At 52.7% G+C, this 21110-nt stretch carries 14 protein-coding genes; 6 read left to right on the top strand and 8 right to left on the bottom strand.

All coding sequences use genetic code 11. The annotated features are described in order from the left end of the window. Positions 1-47 precede the first annotated feature (47 nt). From L2712_RS06585 to L2712_RS06575, 3 genes are all read left to right on the top strand, one after another. Positions 48-920, top strand: coding sequence for a WYL domain-containing protein (locus L2712_RS06585; protein ID WP_248977266.1), 873 nt, complete (start codon positions 48-50; stop codon positions 918-920). Positions 921-994: 74 nt separating this feature from the next. Then, complete coding sequence (locus L2712_RS06580; RefSeq protein WP_033538051.1) at positions 995-1477, top strand: FKBP-type peptidyl-prolyl cis-trans isomerase; 483 nt, start codon at positions 995-997, stop codon at positions 1475-1477. 70 nt (positions 1478-1547) lie between these two features. Next, entirely contained in the window at positions 1548-1775 is a 228-nt protein-coding gene (locus L2712_RS06575) for a DUF3389 family protein (protein WP_248977265.1), read from the top strand. Positions 1776-1806: 31 nt separating this feature from the next. Here L2712_RS06575 and L2712_RS06570 read toward each other — a convergent pair whose 3' ends face one another. Beyond that, positions 1807-2811, bottom strand: a complete 1005-nt coding sequence (locus L2712_RS06570; protein ID WP_248977264.1) for a glutathione S-transferase family protein — start codon at positions 2809-2811, stop codon at positions 1807-1809. A gap of 169 nt (positions 2812-2980) precedes the next feature. On the opposite strand from L2712_RS06570, the gene L2712_RS06565 reads away from it, so the two are divergent. The 3 genes from L2712_RS06565 to L2712_RS06555 all read left to right on the top strand — a co-directional run bounded on the left by L2712_RS06565 (position 2981) and on the right by L2712_RS06555 (position 6744). Further along, positions 2981-3655 (top strand): alpha/beta hydrolase, encoded by a 675-nt coding sequence (locus L2712_RS06565; protein WP_248977263.1) that lies wholly within the window; start codon positions 2981-2983, stop codon positions 3653-3655. Positions 3656-4203: 548 nt separating this feature from the next. Then, the gene (ushA, locus tag L2712_RS06560) at positions 4204-5907 is read left to right on the top strand and encodes a bifunctional UDP-sugar hydrolase/5'-nucleotidase UshA (RefSeq protein WP_033538217.1); all 1704 of its coding nucleotides are present in this window, start codon (positions 4204-4206) and stop codon (positions 5905-5907) included. 399 nt (positions 5908-6306) lie between these two features. Continuing rightward, positions 6307-6744 carry an Hsp20 family protein gene (locus L2712_RS06555; protein WP_033538055.1) on the top strand — a complete coding sequence of 146 codons (438 nt, stop codon included), beginning with the start codon at positions 6307-6309 and terminating at the stop codon, positions 6742-6744. A 77-nt stretch (positions 6745-6821) separates the two neighbouring features. On the opposite strand, the gene L2712_RS06550 is transcribed toward L2712_RS06555, so the two are convergent. The 7 genes from L2712_RS06550 to L2712_RS06520 form a co-directional block, all read right to left on the bottom strand. Next, on the bottom strand, positions 6822-7826 hold the full coding sequence (locus L2712_RS06550; protein ID WP_248977262.1) for a D-alanine--D-alanine ligase: 1005 nt from the start codon (positions 7824-7826) through the stop codon (positions 6822-6824). A 141-nt stretch (positions 7827-7967) separates the two neighbouring features. Next, positions 7968-8906 carry an SIR2 family protein gene (locus L2712_RS06545; protein ID WP_248977261.1) on the bottom strand — a complete coding sequence of 313 codons (939 nt, stop codon included), beginning with the start codon at positions 8904-8906 and terminating at the stop codon, positions 7968-7970. Continuing rightward, a complete protein-coding gene (gene recD, locus L2712_RS06540) occupies positions 8894-10846 on the bottom strand; it encodes an exodeoxyribonuclease V subunit alpha (protein WP_248977260.1) in 1953 nt (650 codons plus the stop codon). The genes L2712_RS06545 and recD overlap by 13 nt, the downstream gene beginning before the upstream one ends. After that, positions 10843-14439 (bottom strand): exodeoxyribonuclease V subunit beta, encoded by a 3597-nt coding sequence (gene recB / locus L2712_RS06535; RefSeq protein ID WP_248977259.1) that lies wholly within the window; start codon positions 14437-14439, stop codon positions 10843-10845. Before recB ends, recD begins: the two co-directional genes overlap by 4 nt. A gap of 1 nt (position 14440) precedes the next feature. Next, the gene (recC, locus tag L2712_RS06530; protein ID WP_248977258.1) at positions 14441-17932 is read right to left on the bottom strand and encodes an exodeoxyribonuclease V subunit gamma; all 3492 of its coding nucleotides are present in this window, start codon (positions 17930-17932) and stop codon (positions 14441-14443) included. Positions 17933-18061: 129 nt separating this feature from the next. Then, on the bottom strand, positions 18062-20131 hold the full coding sequence (locus L2712_RS06525; RefSeq protein WP_248977257.1) for a transglutaminase TgpA family protein: 2070 nt from the start codon (positions 20129-20131) through the stop codon (positions 18062-18064). Then, on the bottom strand, positions 20121-21110 hold the full coding sequence (locus L2712_RS06520) for a DUF58 domain-containing protein (RefSeq protein ID WP_248977256.1): 990 nt from the start codon (positions 21108-21110) through the stop codon (positions 20121-20123). Before L2712_RS06520 ends, L2712_RS06525 begins: the two co-directional genes overlap by 11 nt.

Raw genomic sequence — 21110 nt, 5'->3', positions numbered from 1 at the left:
ATCGATTAAATACTTAGGCGCTCAGATTAAGCATTAAAGGTAGTGACATGGATGCAATGGAGAGTTTGTCGTTTGCCCAAAGGCAACGGTTGGCGTTTATCGATTTTAGTTTGCAATATTTCGGTCAGGTCTCGCGCCAGGATCTGATCGCCAAATTTGCGACCGGCCTCGCAGCGGCTACGCGTGATTTTGCTAGCTACCGTGAGCTGGCGCCAAACAACATGGAGCTGGTCCATCAGACTAAGCGCTATCATAGACGCAACGAGTTTACGCCGCTGTTCGACCATGATCCTGAGGCCATTCTTCATGGCCTGGCTAATGGCTTTGGTGACGGTCTGTCCCATCCGGTGACGCCCAGCAGCGTTTGTTTAGATGCGGTGCAGTTGATTCACCCCGATACCAATATCATTGCTGCCGTGATGCGGGCGATTGCCCATAAGCAGGCGGTTGCCGTGACTTATGTGTCAGTTTCGTCAGGTGAAACCCAGCGCGAGTTAGTCCCCCATACCTTAGTCAACAATGGCCAGCGCTGGCATGTGCGCTGTTTTGACCGCACCCACCAAGTGTTTACTGATTTTGTCGTTACCCGCTTCAAGGCGGTGAGTGAAAGCCAGACAGAACCTTTCGATCATGAGCTGCAAGACAAGGATGCCTATTGGCAGAAGCTGGTGAGTTTGGTGTTGATCCCCCATCCTAGCCTGAGCCACCCTGAGGCGATAGCGCTCGATTATCAGATGAGTGACGGCGAACTTGTGCTTAGCTGCCGCGCGGCGCTTGCCGGTTATTTGCTGCGTCAATGGAGCGTAGATTGCTCTGTCCAGCATCAAATCCGCGGCGGTGTGTGTCAACTGGCGCTGAAAAATCACCAGATATTGAGGGAAATTGAACATCTGGCCATAGTGCCGGGTGGTAAAAGCTAACAGGCATAGCGCCTGAGAGTAAGTTTTGCTAAGCTCTCGCCCACATCAGAAAAGAGACTAACTAAGGACGCTTGATGAGCATTAAAGACGATATGGTTGTGCAGTTTAACTACACCTTACGCGATGAAGCAGGTGAAGTACTGGAAACCAATGAAGGACTGGATCCCATTGCCTACCTGCATGGACATGACAACATGATGCCTGGCGTCGAGAAGGCGATCGAAGGCAAAGCCATCGGTGAGAAGTTTTCTGTTACCCTGCCGCCGGAAGAGACCTATGGCGTTCGTAATGAAGACGGCGAGCAACGTGTATCGATTAAGCATCTGCAAGGGGCGAAAACCTGGAAGCCGGGTATGCGCGCCATTATCAGCACAGATCAGGGTCAGCGTCAGGTAACTGTACTTAAGGTGGGTAAGTTTATGGCGACAGTGGATATCAATCATCCACTGGCGGGCCGCGAGTTGACTTTTGATCTTGAGATCCTTGATGCGCGTGAAGCAACAGCGGAAGAGATCGCCCATGGCCACGCTCACGGCGTCGGCGGCCATCACCACTAAGGTGATCCCAAGATAGTCAGTATAAGGCCCGGGTTACCCTGGGTCTTTTTGTATCTCAAAGGAGGCCTAAGTGGTCATCGAATTTTCCGGCGGCCGACTTATTGTGTCGCCCCAAGAGGTGTTGGTTAAGTTGAGTGCATCAGGCGCCAGCCTCTATGCCATGGCCGACGATGTACGCTTACTGAGTGCGGGTCATATAATGGTTGCCGATGCGGGTGCAGTGCGATGGCACCTCACTCTGGATGGGCCAGAGCAGCTGGCCGAGGTGGCCGATTGCCTCGGTGTGGCGATAAGCTGAGCACCGAGACAAAGATTGGCACAGCGCAGGTTTAGCTCGCGCTATCATCTCTGCTATGGGGCGTGTCCAGAGCGAGCTCTGGGCCAACAGGGACGATACGGGTTGGATTTATCTGCCCATGGCTGTAGTAGTAATGCTGCTTGATATGTTCGAAATTAACCGTTTTGGTGACCCCTTCATGCTGGTATAAGGCCTTGAGATAATCCTGCAGCGCGGGCATATCGCTGATACGGTTGCGATTGGTCTTAAAGTGCCCAACATAGACGGCGTCGAATCGCACCAAGGTGGTAAACAGGCGCCAGTCGGCTTCGGTCAGTCTGTCGCCCGTGAGATAGCGCTGCGTACTCAGGCGAGTTTCTAGTTTATCTAATGCTTTAAAGAGTTCATCAAACGCCTGCTGGTAAGCCGCTTGAGTCGTAGCGAAGCCGGCACGGTATACACCATTGTTGATTTTGTCGTAGATCCAGTCATTTAACTCATCAATTTCCTGCCTGAGCGGCTCTGGATAGAAATCCAAGTGATTGTCTGTGATCTCGTTAAAGGCGCTGTTAAACATGCGGATGATCTCCGCCGATTCGTTACTGACGATGGTTTGACGCTGCTTATCCCACAATACGGGCACAGTGACTCGGCCGCTATAGTCTGGCTTTGCCAGCTGGTAGATCTGGTATAGATAGTCTTTGCCATTGAGTCTGTCGATCTCACTACCTTCTATATGATTGGCTTGCTCGCTTTGGTTAGGGCCACTAAATTCCCAGCCATTTTGTAACATATGGGGCTCGACAACCGTGACGCCGATATGGGCTTGCAAGGATTTGAGCTCGCGAAAGATAAGGGTTCTGTGGGCCCAAGGGCAGGCGAGCGACACATAGAGATGATAGCGTCCAGACTCGGCTTTAAATTCTGGCTCAGGATCTTGTGGCGTTGGCGCCTTTACCCAGCGGCGAAAGGCGGAATCCTCTCTGACAAACTCGCCCTTTGTTTTGTCTGTGTCATACCATTTGTCGACCCATTGGCCTTCTTGTAGTAAACCCATCTCCTAATGCCTCTTCTCTTGTTAGCTTAACCATCAGTCTAGCAGTCAATATATGAGATAAAAAACACAGAAATCTCAGGTTTATCTTCGACTTTATCGAATAGTTGGGTGGTCAGAGGCTTCCTGTTATGATCGGCGACAATTTTGAGTGACCAATAAAGGAAACCCTATGTCTCAACAGCCGTTAGAGCGGATCACTATCGAACCTCAAGAGCAATGCCGTGCTTGCGTTATCTGGTTACATGGCCTCGGCGATTCTGGCGCGGGCTTTGCGCCGGTTGTGCCTTTGCTCGGCCTGCCTGATGAACTCGGTGTGCGCTTTATCTTTCCCCATGCCCCCAGCATGCCTGTCACGATCAATCAAGGCTATGTAATGCCTGCCTGGTATGACATCAAGGGGATGGATATGGACAACCGCGCCGATATGCCCGGTGTACTAACCTCTGAAGCCTCGATTGCCGCCTTGATTGATGAGCAGATTGCAACCGGCATTCCTGCCGATAAGATTGTGCTTGCTGGTTTTAGCCAGGGTGGGGTGATGAGCCTGTTTACCGGCCTGAGGTATCCGCAGCGCCTGGCCGGGATCATGGCGCTTTCCTGCTATCTGCCCACAGGTAATGCCATGCCGGACAACTTAAGTGAAGCTAATCGCCAGACACCGCTGTTACAACAACATGGCGAGCAAGATGAGGTGGTGCCTGTGGCTGCCGGGCGTGCGGCTTTTGAGTTGATTTCAAAGGCGGGTTATCATAGTCAGTGGCAGACCTACGCTATGGGTCATAGTGTACTGCCGAATCAATTACAGGATATTGGTCAGTGGCTTACGGCGCGTTTGGCTGAATAGTCTCAGTGGTTCCAACCTAGTAGGCGCCTATGACGCCTTTTTAATGTGAGCTATATCACGTCAGAGTTGAGGCTGACTTTTTAACTCATTCCTGTGTAACACTGGATTAACATTTGGGCGTCATTTAGCGATTTTTGGTCGCAAAAGTGACCAAAACTGTCTGTATTATCTTTATCTGCTTTAGGTAACGTTGATCTAGTGTGAAGTTTTTAGTGGTTTTGTGATCTAGATTCGGTCTGGCTTGTTCTTATTGCGGGAGTATGGCGACTTTTTGTAATTTAATGGCAAGTTAATAAAATAGATAATAAATACTTTATTGTGTGCGTTTTAATGAGTGACAGAAGTCTGTAGTTAATATCTATGCTGTTCTAAATGCGAAACAATAAGTGGTGTAAAATGCTTTTAAAATAAACATATACCCTATGTTTGTTCATAAAAATGCCACAATCCCTAGATATTGTTTGATATTATATTTCGCGGCGAGATTATGACGTTCGCTATCAAAAAATATGATGGTTAATAAAAAAGATAATCTAGGGGTTGATGTAATGACAAATAAGCTTTTAAAAGGATTAGTCGCGACGGCTGTATTAGCAGCACTTGCTGGTTGTAATAGCAGCGATGATGACAAGGCGCCAACAACATGTGCTGAAGCCGGTAGTGCCTGCACTAAATTTACCGTACTGCATACCAATGATAACCACGGTCGTTTCTGGGAAAACAGAGACGGTGAATATGGTATGGCAGCACGTAAGACGTTGATCGATCAGATCCGCGCCGAAGTAGAAGCCAACGGCGGCGAAACACTGCTACTTTCTGGTGGTGATATTAACACTGGTGTGCCTGAGTCAGATCTGCAAGACGCATTGCCAGATTTCCTCGGCATGAACGACATCGGTTATGATGCCATGGCAGTTGGTAACCACGAATTCGATAACCCACTGGCGGTACTGGATTCACAGCGTTCTATCGCTAACTTCCCAATGCTCGCGGCTAACATCTACAAAGAAGATGGCACTCGCTATTTTGAGCCTTATAAAGTATTCGACGTTAATGGCGTTAAGATTGCCGTTATCGGTTTAACCACAGAAGACACGGCTAAGCTGGGTAACCCAGAATTTATCTCAGGTCTTACATTCACGGATCCAAAAGAAGAGATTGCGAAAGTGATCAAAGAGATTAAAGACGCTAAGGCTGCTGATCTAATCTTCGCAACCACTCATATGGGTCACTATGCCAACGGCGAACACGGCAGCAACGCCCCTGGCGATGTGGCTCTGGCTAAGGCGCTTGAGCAAGGCCAGCTTCAGGCGGTGATCGGTGGTCACTCTCAAAACCCAGTTTGTATGGAAGGCAGCGAATATGCTGACTTTACACCAGGTGATGAGTGTGCTCCTGATCAGCAAAACGGTACCTACATCATGCAGGCTCACGAGTGGGGTAAGTATGTTGGCCGTGCCGATTTTGAGTACTTCAACGGTGAACTGCACCTGGCTAACTACAAACTGGTACCTGTTAACCTAGTGAAGAAAGTAAAAGATGAGCAAGGTAACGAGACTAAAGTACTGGTAGGTGAAGCCATTGAGCCAGATGCGGCACTGAAAGAGATGCTTTCTTACTATCAAGAGCGTGGTCAAGGCCAACTGGATGAAGTGATTGCTTCGACCGATGGTTTGCTCGATGGTGAGCGTGCAAACGTTCGTTTCATGCAGACTAACCTGGGCCGTCTAATCGCCGATGCACAGCGTACTAAGGTTGCCGCCGATGTGGGCGTGATGAACTCAGGTGGTGTACGTGCATCAATTGAAGCGGGTGATATCTCTTACCGTGACGTACTGACGGTACAGCCTTTCGGTAACATGGTGACCCTAAGCACTATGACAGGTGAAGAGCTCAGCGCTTACCTAGGTGAAGTGGCTAGCTTACAGATTGGCGCGGGTGCTTACGCTCAGATCACAGGCGTTAAGATGACAGTTGACTGTGCGGCTAAGACAGTGGCTATCAGCGAAGTTAACGGTAAAGAGTACAGCGCAACGGGCTCATACACTATGACAGTGCCTAGCTATAACGCAGCAGGCGGTGATGGCTATCCTAAGCTAAACCCAGTTCAAACCGGTTATGTTGATGCCGAAGTACTGTATACCTTCTTTAAGGATGCAGGCACTATCGTCGCAGCCGACTTCAACCCAGTAGGCGATATCGTTTACGAAAACTCTGAAAGTGTTGAAGGTTGTCAGATCACTGCGCAATAAGCAGGGTTAAGACACATAAAGGGCAGCCTCAGGGCTGCCTTTTTTTATGCCTATGATTTGTTTGGCTAGGAGTTATTTATTGTGCTTTGTCTCCCATCTGATTTATTCATCTTGCCTGCTTTACAAGGCTATTTATTTAATCCATTAGCCTAGTTCAACTCGTCATGTTATTTCGCGCGACAAACTTTTTTAAATTTCTTACTTGAAAACAAAATCACCTGTCCACATATAGTGAGTATGGGACGCTCGATGAGGTTCCTGACTGACCCCAGGATGTGAGTTTCATCCGTTAATGGCAGTGCCTTAGGGCTGCCGGGGGAGGTTACTTACGGCGCGACAGAATCAAGAGATTCATGGTTGGCCACAAACCACTATATTGCTTAATACAAGGATATACTTATGCGTAATTATGATTTAACCCCTTTATACCGTAGTGCCATTGGATTCGATCGTTTAGCCCAGCTTGCAGAGCATGCTGCATCGAACAAGGGTAATTCCGGTTATCCCCCATACAACATCGAGTTGCTGAGCGAGAATCGCTATCGTATTACCATGGCGGTAGCCGGCTTTGCGATGGAAGAATTAGACATTACCAGCGAAGGCGACAAGCTGGTGGTCAAAGGCACCAAGGCCGAGCAGGAGGGCGAGCGCAAATACCTGTACCAGGGCATTGCCGAGCGCGGTTTCGAGCGCACCTTCCAGTTGGCCGACTATGTGACCGTGATTGGCGCGGATCTCGAAAATGGTTTGCTCAATATCGACCTGCAGCGCGAGATCCCAGAGGCGCTTAAGCCGCGTAAGATTGAGATCTCAAGTTCGAGACTATTAGACGCCTAATAAGCCTGGTCATCATTGCACATAAAAAAGGGAGCTAAGGCTCCCTTTTTTGATGACTAACTCTTTTTTTTCAGGAGTTATCGACCGAGTCCGGTCGAAATCGCCTCGTTTAAGTATTCGCTAAAATCATCACCGTGATTGGCTAACATCTTGGGGAACATGGAGATGGGAGTTAGGCCTGGGAAGGTGTTGATCTCATTGAGTAATATCTCGCCTTCTGGGGTGAGGAAGAAGTCGATACGTGATAGGTGTCTGAGCTTCATACCATCGAATACCTTCACCGCGTAGGCGCGGATCTGCTGGGCTATCTCATCACTTACCTCGGCAACTACCCGAGTGGTGGCTTTGCTGTCGGTGGCGTACTTCTCTTCATAGGTATAGAAGGTGCCGCCGGCGCAGATCACCTCGCCGGGCAGTGTGGCAAGGGTCTCGCCGCGATATTGATAGACGGCCACTTCCAGCTCACGGGCCTGAATGGTTTTTTCGACCACGACATAGGGCGAGTAACGAAAGGCATCGGCCAGGGTGCTGGCAATTTGCTCTGCATCATCGACCCGATAACAGCCCACAGAGGAACCTTGGGAGGCCGCCTTAATAAAGACAGAGCCCCACTTAGTCAGGGCATCAGTGGTTTGGGCAATTGCTTGCTCATCCAGTTGATGCAGGAAAAGGTAAGGGGTGTTAGGGATCCCCAGCGCGCTAAACCACATCTTGGCGGTGATCTTGTTGAAGCAGTTGCGTGATCCTTCGGCGTCACAGCCGAAATAGGGCAGATTGATCAGCTCGAAGTATGACTGAATATCGCCCGTCTCACCGGGATAACCATGAATGCAGGGGATCACATAGTCGACGGGCCAGGGGGCTTGGCTCTCATCTTCAAAGCGGATCTCACGGCGGTTAGTGAGTTCACAGCGCTGGCCGGACTTGGTCTGGTATTGTCCCTTGTCATCGAGTTCGACGCGCAGCACATTAAGATGAGACAGTTTTGCCAGAGAGGTCTCGAAGTAGTCTGCCGATAGCAGTGAGATCGCGTGTTCGTCGCCGCCACCGCCACATAAAAGCAAAAGATTAATCGGATTCATCGGGTCTCCGTATTCGACTCAGTATCGTTTTCCATGCTCACTATGACGCGCTGATTTTTTTATGCAAGCCTTGGATGCTCCTTAAAGAAAGCTTAATGTCTGACCGGGCATTTTATGGCCGAAATCAGGGCTTTCGCCACCTTAAAGAATGTGCCATGGCGCCTCGTAGAGGGCGTCATAATCCGCCTGCTGCAGCACAGTCACACCGACAGCCTCAAGAAACAACTGCTGACCTTGAGAGATAGGCTCACCAGCATAGACAAAATAGGCGTTACACCGCCGCTCGGGATAGGCTTTATACAGCTTGGCGCGCTCAATCAGTAGCCAACGCAGAAAGATCTCATCGCTCTCCAGTCCCAAACCGATAAAGATTAACTCATTATGCAGCAGTATGTTGAGCCAGGTGGTATTGCCGCGCCAGTTATCCTGCAGCGTCTTTTTAAAGCCGCCGCCGAGATGCCCTTGGTGCAAAATATCCCGGGCCCGGTCGACCGACCCCATGTAATGGCTTAGCCCCAGGCGGACACTACGGGCATACCTTTGCATGCCGTTGATATGCCAAATGGCAAATTGCTTTGTGGGTGAGTCTATTGGCTCATGGGCAAAATAGCTGCTCCAGGGGTAGAAATCGGTAAAGCCTTTAGCGCTCAGATGATGCAGCTTAAGGTGGTGGGAGCGGGCAAGGGTGTCTTCAAAGTTGGTGGTCAACAGCGGCGTCTCCTTGGCTTTTGCCCACGCGACTATCTGCTGGTGTTGGCGCTGAGGTTGCCAGCTTGCCATCAGATCGCAGAACTCCTTTTGCAGATGTTTGCTTGTACGTTTGCTGATGAGATCTAGCGCATCATAAAACTCGGTTAGCGCGATCCCTTTGGGGACACGCGCCACCTCATCGCCTTGGTGGGCACGCCACAGGCTTACTAGCATCTCGTCCCAAGCGTTGCTCTTAGGTTGATTTGAGGTATCGGCGTCTTGGTGTTTGGCGCGATAACGGTTGATGCCGTTTCCCAGGACTAACGCCCTGGGCTGTGAACTTGTTTGTTGATTGAGCAGGTTAGACAGGGTTTGGCTCATGCCTGCCATAACCTCTTCGCTAACCCTGATGCCCTCAAGGTTGCCTGGCGGCACGCTTGCTCAAACACCACTTGAGTGCCAAGACAGGTGAAATGGCCTTTAGCGCGGGTGATGGCGGTATAGACCAACTCCTTGGTGAGTAGCTGACGCTGAGCAACACTGGGTTTGGGCGGCAGCACAAAGGCTACCTGCTGAAACTCACTACCCTGACTCTTATGCACCGTCATGGCGTAGCAGGTTTCATGGCTTGGGAGCCGGGCGGGCAACACCTTCAGCAGACTGCCGTCGGCCTGAACAAAGTGGGCCATGAGCCGCCCTGGTTGTCTGGCATCGGGCAAGATCACCCCAATGTCACCATTAAATAATCCCAGGTTATAGTCGTTGCTCTGAATGATAACGGGCCGGCCAGTATAAAATTCGCTTTGGGGATGAATAAGGCCTGCATCGGCAAGCGCCTGGGTGACAGCGCCATTGATGCCGTCGACACCATACTCGCCAGCGCGCATGGCGCACAGGATACGGTAATCGTTAAAGCGGGTGATGATCTCAACGGCCTGATAGTCATCTTCTGTTGTCTCAGCACTTAGTCGATTGAGCAGAGTGAGATACTGACCGTACTGCGCAACACTTTGCTGCATTAGCGCCTTGAGACCGGCATTACCCTGTGGTGATACCTGATGCTCCAGCCAGCTTAACTCCTGATAGCCCGCCTGCCACACCTTGAGTACGCCGTGAAGATCCTGGCGATTGACGGCGCCTGCAAGCTGGCCTATGCCTGCATCACCTTTGAATCTGTGGCTGTGCTGCAGCATGGCCAGGCTGTCGCCAAGGGCGGGCTCTTCATCGATATAATCGCTGAGATCCTCGCCGCTGAGTTGGCTGAGTAACTGGGCCTTAGTGCGCGAGTATCGCATGTGCCAGGCGCTGGTTTGGCCATCGCTCTGTTTGAGTCCGGCGCAGATATCGGCCAGCACTGCGCCCGCTTCGACCGAGGCTAACTGGTCTTGATCGCCCAGCAGGATCAATCTGGCATGAGGAGGCAGGGCATCGAGCAGTTTGTGCATCATAGGCAGATCCACCATGGAGGCTTCATCGAGGATCAAGAGATCCAGCCGCAGCAGGTTTTCCTTATGATGTCTAAACTGGTGCGAGCCTGGGATCACCCCCAGCAATCTGTGTAGTGTCGAGGCTTCTTCCGGCACCTGAGTGAGCTGAGCCAGATCCAGTTGCTCACCATAGGGGGCTAACTCCTGGGCCAACCTTGCTTTAGAGGCCTTTATCGATTCACTTAAGCGCGCGGCAGCTTTACCCGTTGGTGCCACCAGTTTGATGGTGAGGCGCTGACTCAGGCAGAGCAGCAACAGGAGTTTGGTGACTGTGGTGGTTTTGCCGGTACCCGGACCGCCGGTGATCACCGCAAGTTTCTGGCTAAAGGCAGTGGCGGTGGTGATCTTCTGCCAATCGGGCTGTTGAGCCTGCCCCTGAAATAAGATGTTGAGAATCTCGGTAACCTGCTCCGGATTATCCACCTCAATGGCCTGACTTAGCGCCTTTAGCCGCTCGGCGACCTGGATCTCAAAGGTAAAGTAGCGCTGCAGATAGAGGCGATCGCCATCTAAGATCAAAGGCTTATCCTGCTCATCACTGGCAAGACCTATAGCTTGATACCGCGCAAGAGCCTCAGCCAACTCTTTCGAAGACAAGGGCAGGCGGCATTGCGCTGTCTGTTCATGCAACGGATTGTCTCTGTCTATCTGCGACAGAGGCAGACAGGTGTGCTGCTGGGACAATTGGCGACTCAGCAGGGCGCAGATCAGGGTAAAGAGATCGTCACTGTCTTGATGCAGGGCCCGCATCTCAAGAGCAAAATGGCGGTCGAGCGGTGTGAGCAATCCCTGTTGTTGCCAGGCTTTAAGCAGCTGCTCAAGGGGTTGAGATAGCTGGATCATAGATCTAACTCCGTTTGCATGGGCGCTGTGGCTGTGTCGGCAAGCGTCGTGTGGGCCGCACCGCTGAGCAGGGTGTCAAGCGCCTGGATAAGCGCTAGCGGTGGCTTATCGTAAAACACGCCACTGCCCGGCGATTGGGTCGACATCCCCCGCAGGAAGAGATAGTAACAGCCGCCAACATCGCGATCGTATTGATAATCTGGCAAACGCAGCTTCAGGTAGCGGTGCAGCGCCAGGCTATAGATGATGTACTGCAGATCATAGTGATGCGCGGCGATAGCCCTTTGCATGGCGACTTGCTCATAGGCAAGCAAGTGATCCCCTAAGTGGTTAGACTTGTAGTCGGCGATAAAGAAGCGGCCTTGATATTCAAAGGTCAAGTCGATAAATCCCTTAAGCATGCCTTGTAGTGTGTCAAAATTGAGCGCAGCACTATAACCATATTGCTTGAGCAATGAGTTTAAGGCCTGGGCCTGTAACTCACCTATGGGCATGTAAAATTCCATCTCGACCAGTTTTTGCTGTGGAGCAAGCTTGGCAAGGCAGAGCCCCTCATTATCCAGCGGCGCGCCGAGCAGATCGAGATACCAGTGCTCGAGCACCGGCAGATACTGCTCATCGATGCCATAGCGCTCTATCGCCTTAGGCAGCTCTGTGCCAAGGTCGGCTTCGGCCTGGGTGAAATCTATCTGCTCCAATACCCAGTGCAGAAAACTACCGGCATTGGCGCCGCGCTCGAAGTTGAAGCGCGTTAACTCACCTGGGTCATCGGTGCTGATCTGCTCAAGCTCGGGAAAGGCTTCATCCCCCATGCCGGGATGCACTTGCTCATGAGCGGCGTGTTTTACCAGGCCTGAGTAGCTGCCGACTCGCCAGGGGATCTCGCTGGGTCGAGTCACGGTTCTCGCCATCAACGGGCCGGCCTGGGTCTTCTGGCTGGGGATAAAACTTAGCAAGGCTTGCTCTGTGTCCACCGAACACACGGATATCGCGTCACTTGCCAAATTGGTAGCCGCCGCTTGAATATCGGCAAACTCACAGGCTTTGTTTTCTATGCCGAGCAGGTAACCTACGGCAGTTTCACACAGCTGGCTGGTGATCCCGTCGCGCTTAGTGAAACGCGAATGGTTAGCGATGTAGAGGTAACAGGCCAGCACTGGGCGCGTGAGCGCCACATAGAGAAGGCGTAGATCTTCGGCGAGATTTTCCGCCTTATACTTTTCCCAGCCCTCATCGCTCTGGGTGATATCCCAGATAAGCTCCTCCTGCTCATGGTAGAGCATAGGCGCTGGCCGGCGGCGGTTGTCGTGCGCCAGGCTGATGAAAGGCAGAAAACATACCGGATATTCGAGCCCCTTGCTCTTATGGATAGTGACTATCTGAACCAGATTCTGTTCGCTCTCCAGTCTCAACTGCGCCTCTTCGGTGCTGTTGATCTCAATAAGTGTCTGCTGATACCAGTTGAGCAGGGCGCTGATGCCATCGAGCTCGCTGGCTTTCTGCTGTAGCAGTTCACCAAGGTGCCTGAAGTCAGTTAGGCGGCGCTGACCATCTTGGTCCGCCAGTAGGCGCTCTATTAGGCGGGTATCGGCGGCGAGCGCCATCAAGCAGGGCATGACGCCGCGCTTAAGCCAGGTGTGATGCAGGTTGTCAAAGGCTTCCAGCAGTTGCTGGCGCGTATCCTCATCTTGGTTAAAGGCATGGATCGCCTGGGCATCATAGCCCAGCAGACGAGTCGCCATGGCGCTGCGCAGCGCTCGCTCGTCTTTGGGATTCGCCACGGCCAAGAGCACCAAAGCAAGCTCTTTGGCCTCAAGGGTATCAAATACGCTATCACGGCTGAGGAACACTGCGCCTATGCCACGCTCACTCAAGGCCGATTTGATATAGGCCGCTTCGTTGCGATCGCGCACCAGAACAGCAATATCTTTTGCCTTAAGGGGCTTATCTTGCTTGAGACACTCACCGCGCTGGGCCTCATTTAACAGCCTGGCGATCTCATTGGCCGCATCTGCGGCAAGTTGACTGCGAGCCGTGGCCTTATTGAGTCCGCTCTCTGGATTTTCGCTCAACAGCTTCAGCCGCAAGGCCGCACTTTGAGGGGCGGCCTCAATCAGGCGTTTGCCTGCGGCCATGGGAGAGGGCTTGATGATCTCAAAGGGGATCGCCTGGCTGATAAAGGGATCTTGATGCCGGGAAAACAGCTGATTGACCGCCGCTATCATATTGCTGCTTGAGCGGTAGTTAGTGTCTAAGCTGTAGTGGTGAGGCGTCTGCCCCCGGGCATGAATATAGGTGTGAATATCGGCGCCGCGAAAGGCGTAGATCGCCTGCTTGGGATCGCCAATCATTAACAGGCCTAGCTCGCTATTGTCTGGCTGCTTACCCTGATAGATGCGACTAAAAATCTGATATTGGAGAGGGTCGGTATCTTGAAACTCGTCTATTAGCGCAATCGGGAAACGCTTGGCAATCGCCTGTGCTAGCAGCTGCTCCGGATCCCGCGTCTCACTTAAGGCATCGGCCAAGGCAATCAGCAGATCGTCTGGGGTGCGCAGATTTTTACGCTGTTTCTGGGCGGCAAACCTTGCCTGAATACCGTCTCTGGCGCCATAGAGAAAACTGGGCACCAGATCCTCGACCCGTTCACTGAGCCTTGCGATGTGGTCAAGTAGTGGCGCTTCCTGAGCCGATGGGATCTCGCCGCCCTTATTCAGTTTTAATCCGTCTAGCGCCAGGTTGCCGAGTAACTTAGGGTCTGGCAGGCTCAGGGGCTGAGCCGCCCAGTTATCCATTTGGGTAAACATCGCCTCGAGCTTAGGGTAACCCTGGTCTTTTTTACCAAAGCGGGTGCCATTGAGCGGCAAGGCCTTAAGTAACGCCAATGTGGCGTCACGCTCTCTTGGCCAAATAAGGCGCAGCCGAGCAAGACTTTGACTCAAGCTCTCGGCCACCTGACCGAAGGCACTTGGCGGCGCTTTAACGCTGGCCTGGTTGGCACCCAGCAATGGCCTGAGCTGTTTGGTCAGTCCGTCGGGATCGCCAAACTTGTTGGCGATGATCTGCGCCAGATAGCTTGGCAGCGGATAGCAGGCTTCACGCCAGAAATCACGCACCGCATGGTGCAGGTACTCGCTGTCATCTAAGGTAAATTCAGATTCAAACAACAATGACGATTCAAAGGCCATATCGGCCAAGATCCGCTGACAGAAACCATGGATAGTAAAGATGGCGGCTTCATCCAGGGATTTTAGCGCCAGATCCAGTCGTTTGAGCGCCTGACTGCGCGCCTCGGGCTCGGCGTCTCGATAGAGTGTGTTGATCAGTGGATCATCCACCTCCATGCCCAGAAAGGCGCGGTAGGCCAGTTGGATCTTCTTGCGTATGCGATCCCTGAGTTCCTGGGTGGCGGCGTTGGTAAAGGTCACCACCAAGATCTGCTCGCAGCTCAGGGGGGCTCGTTGGCTATCGCCCAATAATAAACGCACATAAAGCCCGGCGATGGTATAGGTCTTCCCCGTACCGGCGCTGGCCTCAATCAGGCGGACCTGCTTCAGAGGCAGTGTCAGGGTATCGAGTGTCTGGGTCGCCATCTTATTGGCCCTCCACAAAATCGGCCAGTTCGCTCAGCGGCGCCTTGTGATAAAGACTCTGCAAGGGGGAGAGCAAACCATGGGCTAAGGCGCCGAACTCGGCTTCGCTAAAGTCATCGGGAAAGCTAAACAGGCGCTGATAATGGGGCTCAAGCCCTTCTCCCAAGCTTGCCTGTTCATCAAGCCATTGGGACTGGGCGGCGCTAAGCTTATCGCGGTGCTCGCCCTCGGCTTCCACATAGGCAAAAGCGGTTCGTGGCAGAAAACACAAGGGGTTATTCAGGCCCTGGTGATAGTAGTCAACCCAGAGGGAAAGTTGGTTTAACGCCTGCTCTGGGGTGATTGGTGCAAAGGCATGGAAGTGACCTATGTCTAACAGATAGCTGTGACGCTGCCACGGCGTGGTGTACGCGCCAGGTTCATTGGCGTTAAGGCACAGATGACGCAGATAGACGCGGATAAGATCCCGCGCGTTGGCCGTACCTGGGCGGTAGTTCACCAGCCCCTTGGCCGACAGACCATCGATTCGACCAACCAGTTGCGTGCTCGCCTTATCCCTTAGGTTGAGGTCGATGTCTTGAGTATGGGTCTGCTCACCTTGTAGGTAGAGGGTGCGACCGACCACGGCGCGAATATCGTGCTGATACTGGGCCAGCAGGAGATCGTCAAAAGGTGCCAGGGGCAGCTGTCCCGATAGTCTGAGGCGGCTGAGCAATTCAGGCGATGGTCTTTCTTGTCCCGTCTTGATGGCATCGTCGATTAAATGAGACTGCAACTGATAGCGTGACAGGGCGTTGAGGGAAAAGGGCTCATCGTTCTCATCGGCTTGTATGTTGAGGTTGAGATCGAGCTTAAGGGTGCGATTGAAAAAATATTGCGCCGGATTGCGATAAAAGCGAATAAGGGCCGACAGCTCCAGCGCCTCATTTTTGTCCTCAGTCAGCGCTAGTGGCTGGCTAATGAACTTGGCAGGTGCCGTTGCCTTGGCGTCATCCTCTTTGGGCTGCGTGCTTTGTGGGCACCACTGCTGGCTATAGCTCTGGCTGAGCCTGCTGGCGTCACCCTGTGGCTCGCTGCTATAGAGGCGCTCATCGAAGGGCTGCAGGGGTTGCTGTATGATGAGCTGCTCTGCAATTGCCTTCTCTATGCGGTCGATATCGGGGCTCGGCTCATCTTGCATGGATGCCATGGCGCTCGGCAGATAACAAAGCTGGCAATATTCGACCAACTCGGAGACCAACATAGAGGGGATGCGCTCGCTATTGTCGCGCTCGCTATGGCCGATATAGCTGATGTAGAGTTGCTGTCTTGCCGATAGCAGCGCCTCCAGGAAGAGGTATCTGTCATCGAGGCGGCGGGATCTGTCCCCCTTGCGCTGCCCTTGTTGCGCCACTAAGTCGAAGCCGACCGGATGCTGCACCCTGGGATAGACGCCATCATTCATTCCGAGGAGACACACCACCTTGAAGGGGATTGATCGCATTGGCATCAGGGTGCAGAAATTGACGCTACCGGCCAGGTAGCGCTGGCCCACGCGCGACTCGGTCAGCTGGCGAGTAAACCAGTTTTGCATCACCTCCAGTGCCAGCTCGCTCTGGTAATGGGTCGATTGCAACTCCTCTTTTAGACGGCTTATCGCCTGTAACAGCTCCTGCTGTTGATTGAGCTCATCATCGACGCACTCATAGAAGGTTTCCACCAGCTGCTGTAGCTGACTAATCCGCTGCTCGAGCGGGCAGTGTGCTGACAACGCCTGGTTAAATTCGTCGATCGCTTCGATAAAGTTAAGCAGCTTGCCCAAGGCCTGGGCCGCTTGTCCTTCTACGCCTGGCAAGGCCAGGCTGCCGTGATAGATTGGCGCATCATCGCTAAAGCTATAGCCTAAGATCAGGCGTTTAATGCCAAATGCCCAGGAGTTTTGCTCAAAGGGCGGCAGTTGCTGGGCGGTTCGCGATTGCTTATCTCGGCCCCAGCGTACGCCCGCTTGCTCTAGCCAGCGGCGAATAAGCAGCAACTCATCGTCATCCAGCTGGAAGCGACGCATTACCGCCGGCACTTCGAGAACTCCTAAGATATCGGTGAGGGCGAAGCGACTCTGATTGAGCCCCAGCAGGTGCAAGAAGCTATTTATCAGTGGTGATTCTTGCGCTGCGCCGCGATCGGCAATGGCGTAGGGGATATAGTGATCACCCCGTTTCGAGGCAAATACTGCGTCGATATAGGGGGCGTAGGCCGCAACGTCAGGCATCATGATCACGATATCTTTGGGCGAGAGGCCTTCCGATTGAGACAGGAGGTTCAGCAGATGATCGTGTAAGGTCTCAAGCTCTCGTAGCGGACTGTGACAGCTTCGCAGTGTCAGCGACCTGTCTGCCGGGCTCAGCAGGCGTCTGCCGCTGGTGGTCAGATACAAGTCGGCATCTGGCCCCATCACTTCACCGCGGGTGGTTAATTCGAGGATATCGCGTTGAATGCCGTGCAGCAGGGTATCGCTGCCGGGATCTTGATAGCAGTCGAAGTTAAAGTTGGTGTCGTTTTCCGGTAACTCTAAAATGAGGTCCAGCAGTTCACGGCCCATCTTACCGTTGTTGGCCAGCAGTGGGTTACCTACCTCTAGCTTGCTTTCCCAGTCAATGGCGAGTTGTTGTTTATCACCATATTGCAGCGCCATACGTGCGCGCAATTTAGGATCGACGATATCACCCCAATAGTGTTGGCAGGGGCTGAGACTTAGCATGATCACATCGATACGTTTTGCCAGAAAATAGAGAACTTCCAGCGTCTGTGGCGCCATCGAGGAGATCCCAAAGACAAACAGACGCCTTGGCAGCTTACTGAGGTCGCACAGGGGATCGTCAAGAGCGTCGAACAGCGCCTGATGCAGGTTAGCCCTGTGGTAGCGACTCAATCCCAGGCTGTGGTGGTTATGTTCGATTAAGGCCCGCCACAACACACTTTGCCAGCGCTGAGCGGGATCAAGCGCTCGCTCCGACGGTGGCAGTGTGTCTAGCCCCTGTTCCCAGGCCAAGATCCAGTCTGGTCGGTAGACCAGATATTGGTCAAAGATATCGGCTATCTGGCCGCAGAGCTGATATAACTTAAGCGAATGGGGCGCTTGTTTGTCCTGCAAAATGGCATCATCTTGTAGGTAATGGGCTAAGGGGGCAAACACCTCCTGATGTAACAGTCCTGGCAGTAGCTCCATTAATTTCCAGGTCATGGCAGGCTTGGTAAAGGCGTTTTCTTTGGGCACATCGTCCAGCAGTTGATGACACAGTTGCCAGATAAAGCTCGAAGGCAGCGGAAACTCCAGCGCCGCGGCAATCTGATTGTGTTCGGCGACCGCTAATCTAAGCCAGGTGGACATGCCGGGACTCTGGACTAAGATCTGCTCATTGCTCAGCGGCGACTGGCCTGCGGGGGGAGTTTGCAGCTCAGATGCCAGCAGTTTGGCCAAAGACTCCATTCGATTTGATTGAACCAAATACAGCATGAGGTAACTTATCCATTTCGTTGCGATGCCGCCATTCTAGGGCATCTGTTGATGAACGCCAATCCTGATGACCCTCTAGGGGATTAAATTTGAACAAGTGCCCATTCTACGTTTGTTTTTTACACTGATTCAATGACTTTGGCTTAGTTTGTCAGCATCTGTAGTAGGGGCGATATCGTCTGTATTTGCCTTCAGCCTGACGATGGCAAGCTTTAGCTTGCGCAGATCTTTTTTCAATTGACGTTTTAGCTGCTTGCTTGCCTTAGGGGAAGGGGCACGGTACTTGAGGGTCATATAGCCTTGGGTATAGCGTGCCATCGGCTCTGTGAGTTGCGGCAGGGTTTCAAGCACCCGGGCCTGGTAGGCATCGACCGACTCGCCTGTCTGTTTGGCTAATCCGCGCTTGGCCAGCATACGACTTATCTGTTCAAAACCGGCCACCAGAGGATCGCGGTGGCGGCTAAAATCCAGTAATCCAACGCTATAGGCGATAAACAGGGCGATCACCCCAAAGGCGGCAATAACAAATATTGCCAGCTTAGTCGCGCTGATCTCGCCCAACAGATCCTTGAGCAGCTGGTTTTGTCGCTCTTCATCGAAGCCCAATACCCATTTGCTCCAGTAATAATCTATGCTGGCGAGCGACATTCTGAGATTGTTGAGCAGCGGGTATTGGCGCAGTCGCAAACTACTAAATGGATTATTGATAAGATAGCTTTGTTCGCCATTAAAGAAGGCGTCAAACCCGTCATCTACACGTTCTGGGGCGATCATGCCCGTGGGATCGTATCGCTGCCAGCCTTTGCCATCAAGCCATATTTCAACCCAGGCATGGGCCATATATTGATAGACGCTGAGGTAGCCTGCTGCCTGATTCCATTCGCCGCCTTGATAGCCTGTGACCATGCGGGCGGGCAGACCGGATTGGCGCGCCAGGAACACCATTGCGCTGGCGTAATGGACGCAGAAGCCGGCGCGATTCTCAAACAGAAAATCATCTATCTGCTGGGGGCCGACTTGTGGCGGCTCTAAGGTGTAGAAAAATGGTGACCGATTAAATAGGGTCATGATGGCGTTGAGTCGCTGCTCAGGATTCGGGTAATCCTTTGCAAGCTGACGACCCAGTTCTGAGGCTCTTGGGTTGCTGTCAGGCGGTAACTCAAGGTTTCGCGCTCTAAGCCTTGGTGTAAGCTCATTATCGAGCGTGGCTTCAGGATAGGAGGCGACCCGGTATTGATACTTCTGGCTTAGGGGCGATTTGGCGTAGAGTCGTCCATCGGGCAGCTCGAGAATATCATTGTCCTTGCTGTAGGCCAGATCCAAGCCAAAGAGCCAGTTTTGATAGCTAGGCTCGGCAATCACCTCATAGCGGATCGGCTCGCCAGCGGGTTGAGGGCGAAAACTGGATACTCTGCGTAAGCGTTGCAGGGCTTTGATCTCGGGATCCTGGGTCCAGGTTTTACCGTCGTATTGATCCAGCACCAAGGCGCGCCAATAGAGCTGATTGTTTGCCGGGCGGCTGCCATCGAAACTGACACGATAGGCCAGGGCGCTCGAGCGTGTCAGCTTGCTTATATCGCCAAAGGAGAGCTCGTCAGACAGGCCGGTCGTCGCGTTTTTGGGATTGGGCACTAACCAGAGTGGTGGCAATCTTGGCAGCACCATAAACAAGATGATCGCCAGCGGTAGGCTTTGTAGCATTATCTTAGCGCCTAAGCTTGCTGTGCGTTTGATCGAGGTGCTGTCCAGATAGAGGCTCACCAAGACACAGATATTGATGGTAGCGACTAAGGTCAGTTGTAGGGTGAACCAGAGGCTTTGTTTTTCGATCAAGGTCACGGCAATCAGGAAGAAGCCGACCAGCACTACGGCGCGCACGTCACGTCGATCGCGCATCTCAATATATTTAAGGGCATAGCCTAAGATAAGCAGATTGATCAAACCGTTTAATATGCCTATCTGAGCAGTGACCAAGGCCAAGGTGACTGCGGAGGCAATCGCCAGTCCGGTCACCAGATAGCGGGGCGGTTTTGCCACCTTGCCGGTAAAGATCCCCACTCTCCAGACGAGGCAGATAGCGCAGATCGCCATGCTCCAAGGGGTCATCTTGTCATAGAGGGGCGCCAATACACTGAGATTGACGAGTAGCAGCCAGAGCAGGCTTTGACGACCTATGATCTCTCCCTGTTTATCTGTCATGGGAGTGCTCCAACACCTGTGGGTAGACCGCCAAAGTACTGAGTACCAAGCGTCTGTGCTGCTCACCACCTGCCGGCGCTATGGTTTTACCGGGCAATTTGAGACCGTATATTTGCCCTTTTGCAAATAAACGGTCCACCGTCCAGGTTAGTTGGCTAAGTTGTTCCTCCAGTGGCGCCGTGTCATCCAGTACCAGCCATTGCGGCGCGCTTTGGGGCTGTTCAAACTCCTTGGTCAGCATGCCGCGCCCCTGAGCCAGCTGTTTCCAGGCGATTTGATTAAGCGACTCGCCGGTGACGAAGGGTTTCAGGCCGCGAAACTCATCGACTCCCACCACGTATTTGCCCTGATCCTTGTGCTCGTCATTGTCTCCGGCTTGCTCGGCGCTGAGTGCAATCTTGCCCGGCTTTGGATGGGCAAAGGCGATCTGGGCATTGGCAAGATCCACATAGGACCAGGCGCGGCATAACCCCAAGGGATAACGACTCTCGACTTTAAGCCTGCCTGGGTCGACCCAACCTCTGCGATCATTGGCTAAGGGGATTAGGGCTTCTTGGGTTTTGCCGTTGACGCGCGTGATGATTTGCGGCGATTGCTCCTCATAACTGAGAATCACCTGATGTTGCACCTGTTTGGCACTGAGTAATACAGGGTAGAGTAACCTCTCACCTGCGTAGGCTTCCGGTCCCACTTTGGCTTCCAGTGTCATGCCGGCAAGGTTGCGATAGCTGTAGATGATGCAGGTATTGAATAGGCTGAGCAGCAAGATAGAGAGGCCGATCACCAAGTTATTTTGATAGTTGGTGCCAAACAGAAACAGCAATATCACAAACAGTAGCCAGAAGAGGCCGAAGCCCGTCGGCAGGATAAAGATACTTCTATGGGCCAAGGTGACGCGCCGACTGGCTGGTAAGCGCCTGTCTATCCAGGCTTGCCACCATTGTCTCCATCGTCCGTGACCTGTCGCTAAGCTTGTCAT

This window comes from Shewanella marisflavi (genome assembly GCF_023283925.1).
Taxonomy (GTDB): Bacteria; Pseudomonadota; Gammaproteobacteria; order Enterobacterales; family Shewanellaceae; genus Shewanella; species Shewanella marisflavi.
The sequence above is the reverse complement of the archived record's forward strand: the minus strand, read 5'-3'. Positions and strand labels throughout refer to the sequence as shown.

Excerpts from the sequence above, each read along its gene's own strand:
- L2712_RS06585 (WP_248977266.1), top strand. The coding sequence starts at position 48 with ATGGATGCAATGGAGAGTTTGTCGTTTGCCCAAAGGCAACGGTTGGCG.
- L2712_RS06580 (WP_033538051.1), top strand. The coding sequence starts at position 995 with ATGAGCATTAAAGACGATATGGTTGTGCAGTTTAACTACACCTTACGC.
- L2712_RS06570 (WP_248977264.1), bottom strand. The coding sequence starts at position 2,811 with ATGGGTTTACTACAAGAAGGCCAATGGGTCGACAAATGGTATGACACA.
- L2712_RS06565 (WP_248977263.1), top strand. The coding sequence starts at position 2,981 with ATGTCTCAACAGCCGTTAGAGCGGATCACTATCGAACCTCAAGAGCAA.
- ushA (WP_033538217.1), top strand. The coding sequence starts at position 4,204 with ATGACAAATAAGCTTTTAAAAGGATTAGTCGCGACGGCTGTATTAGCA.
- L2712_RS06555 (WP_033538055.1), top strand. The coding sequence starts at position 6,307 with ATGCGTAATTATGATTTAACCCCTTTATACCGTAGTGCCATTGGATTC.
- L2712_RS06550 (WP_248977262.1), bottom strand. The coding sequence starts at position 7,826 with ATGAATCCGATTAATCTTTTGCTTTTATGTGGCGGTGGCGGCGACGAA.
- L2712_RS06545 (WP_248977261.1), bottom strand. The coding sequence starts at position 8,906 with ATGGCAGGCATGAGCCAAACCCTGTCTAACCTGCTCAATCAACAAACA.
- recD (WP_248977260.1), bottom strand. The coding sequence starts at position 10,846 with ATGATCCAGCTATCTCAACCCCTTGAGCAGCTGCTTAAAGCCTGGCAA.
- recB (WP_248977259.1), bottom strand. The coding sequence starts at position 14,439 with ATGGCGACCCAGACACTCGATACCCTGACACTGCCTCTGAAGCAGGTC.
- recC (WP_248977258.1), bottom strand. The coding sequence starts at position 17,932 with ATGCTGTATTTGGTTCAATCAAATCGAATGGAGTCTTTGGCCAAACTG.
- L2712_RS06525 (WP_248977257.1), bottom strand. The coding sequence starts at position 20,131 with ATGACAGATAAACAGGGAGAGATCATAGGTCGTCAAAGCCTGCTCTGG.
- L2712_RS06520 (WP_248977256.1), bottom strand. The coding sequence starts at position 21,110 with ATGACAAGCTTAGCGACAGGTCACGGACGATGGAGACAATGGTGGCAA.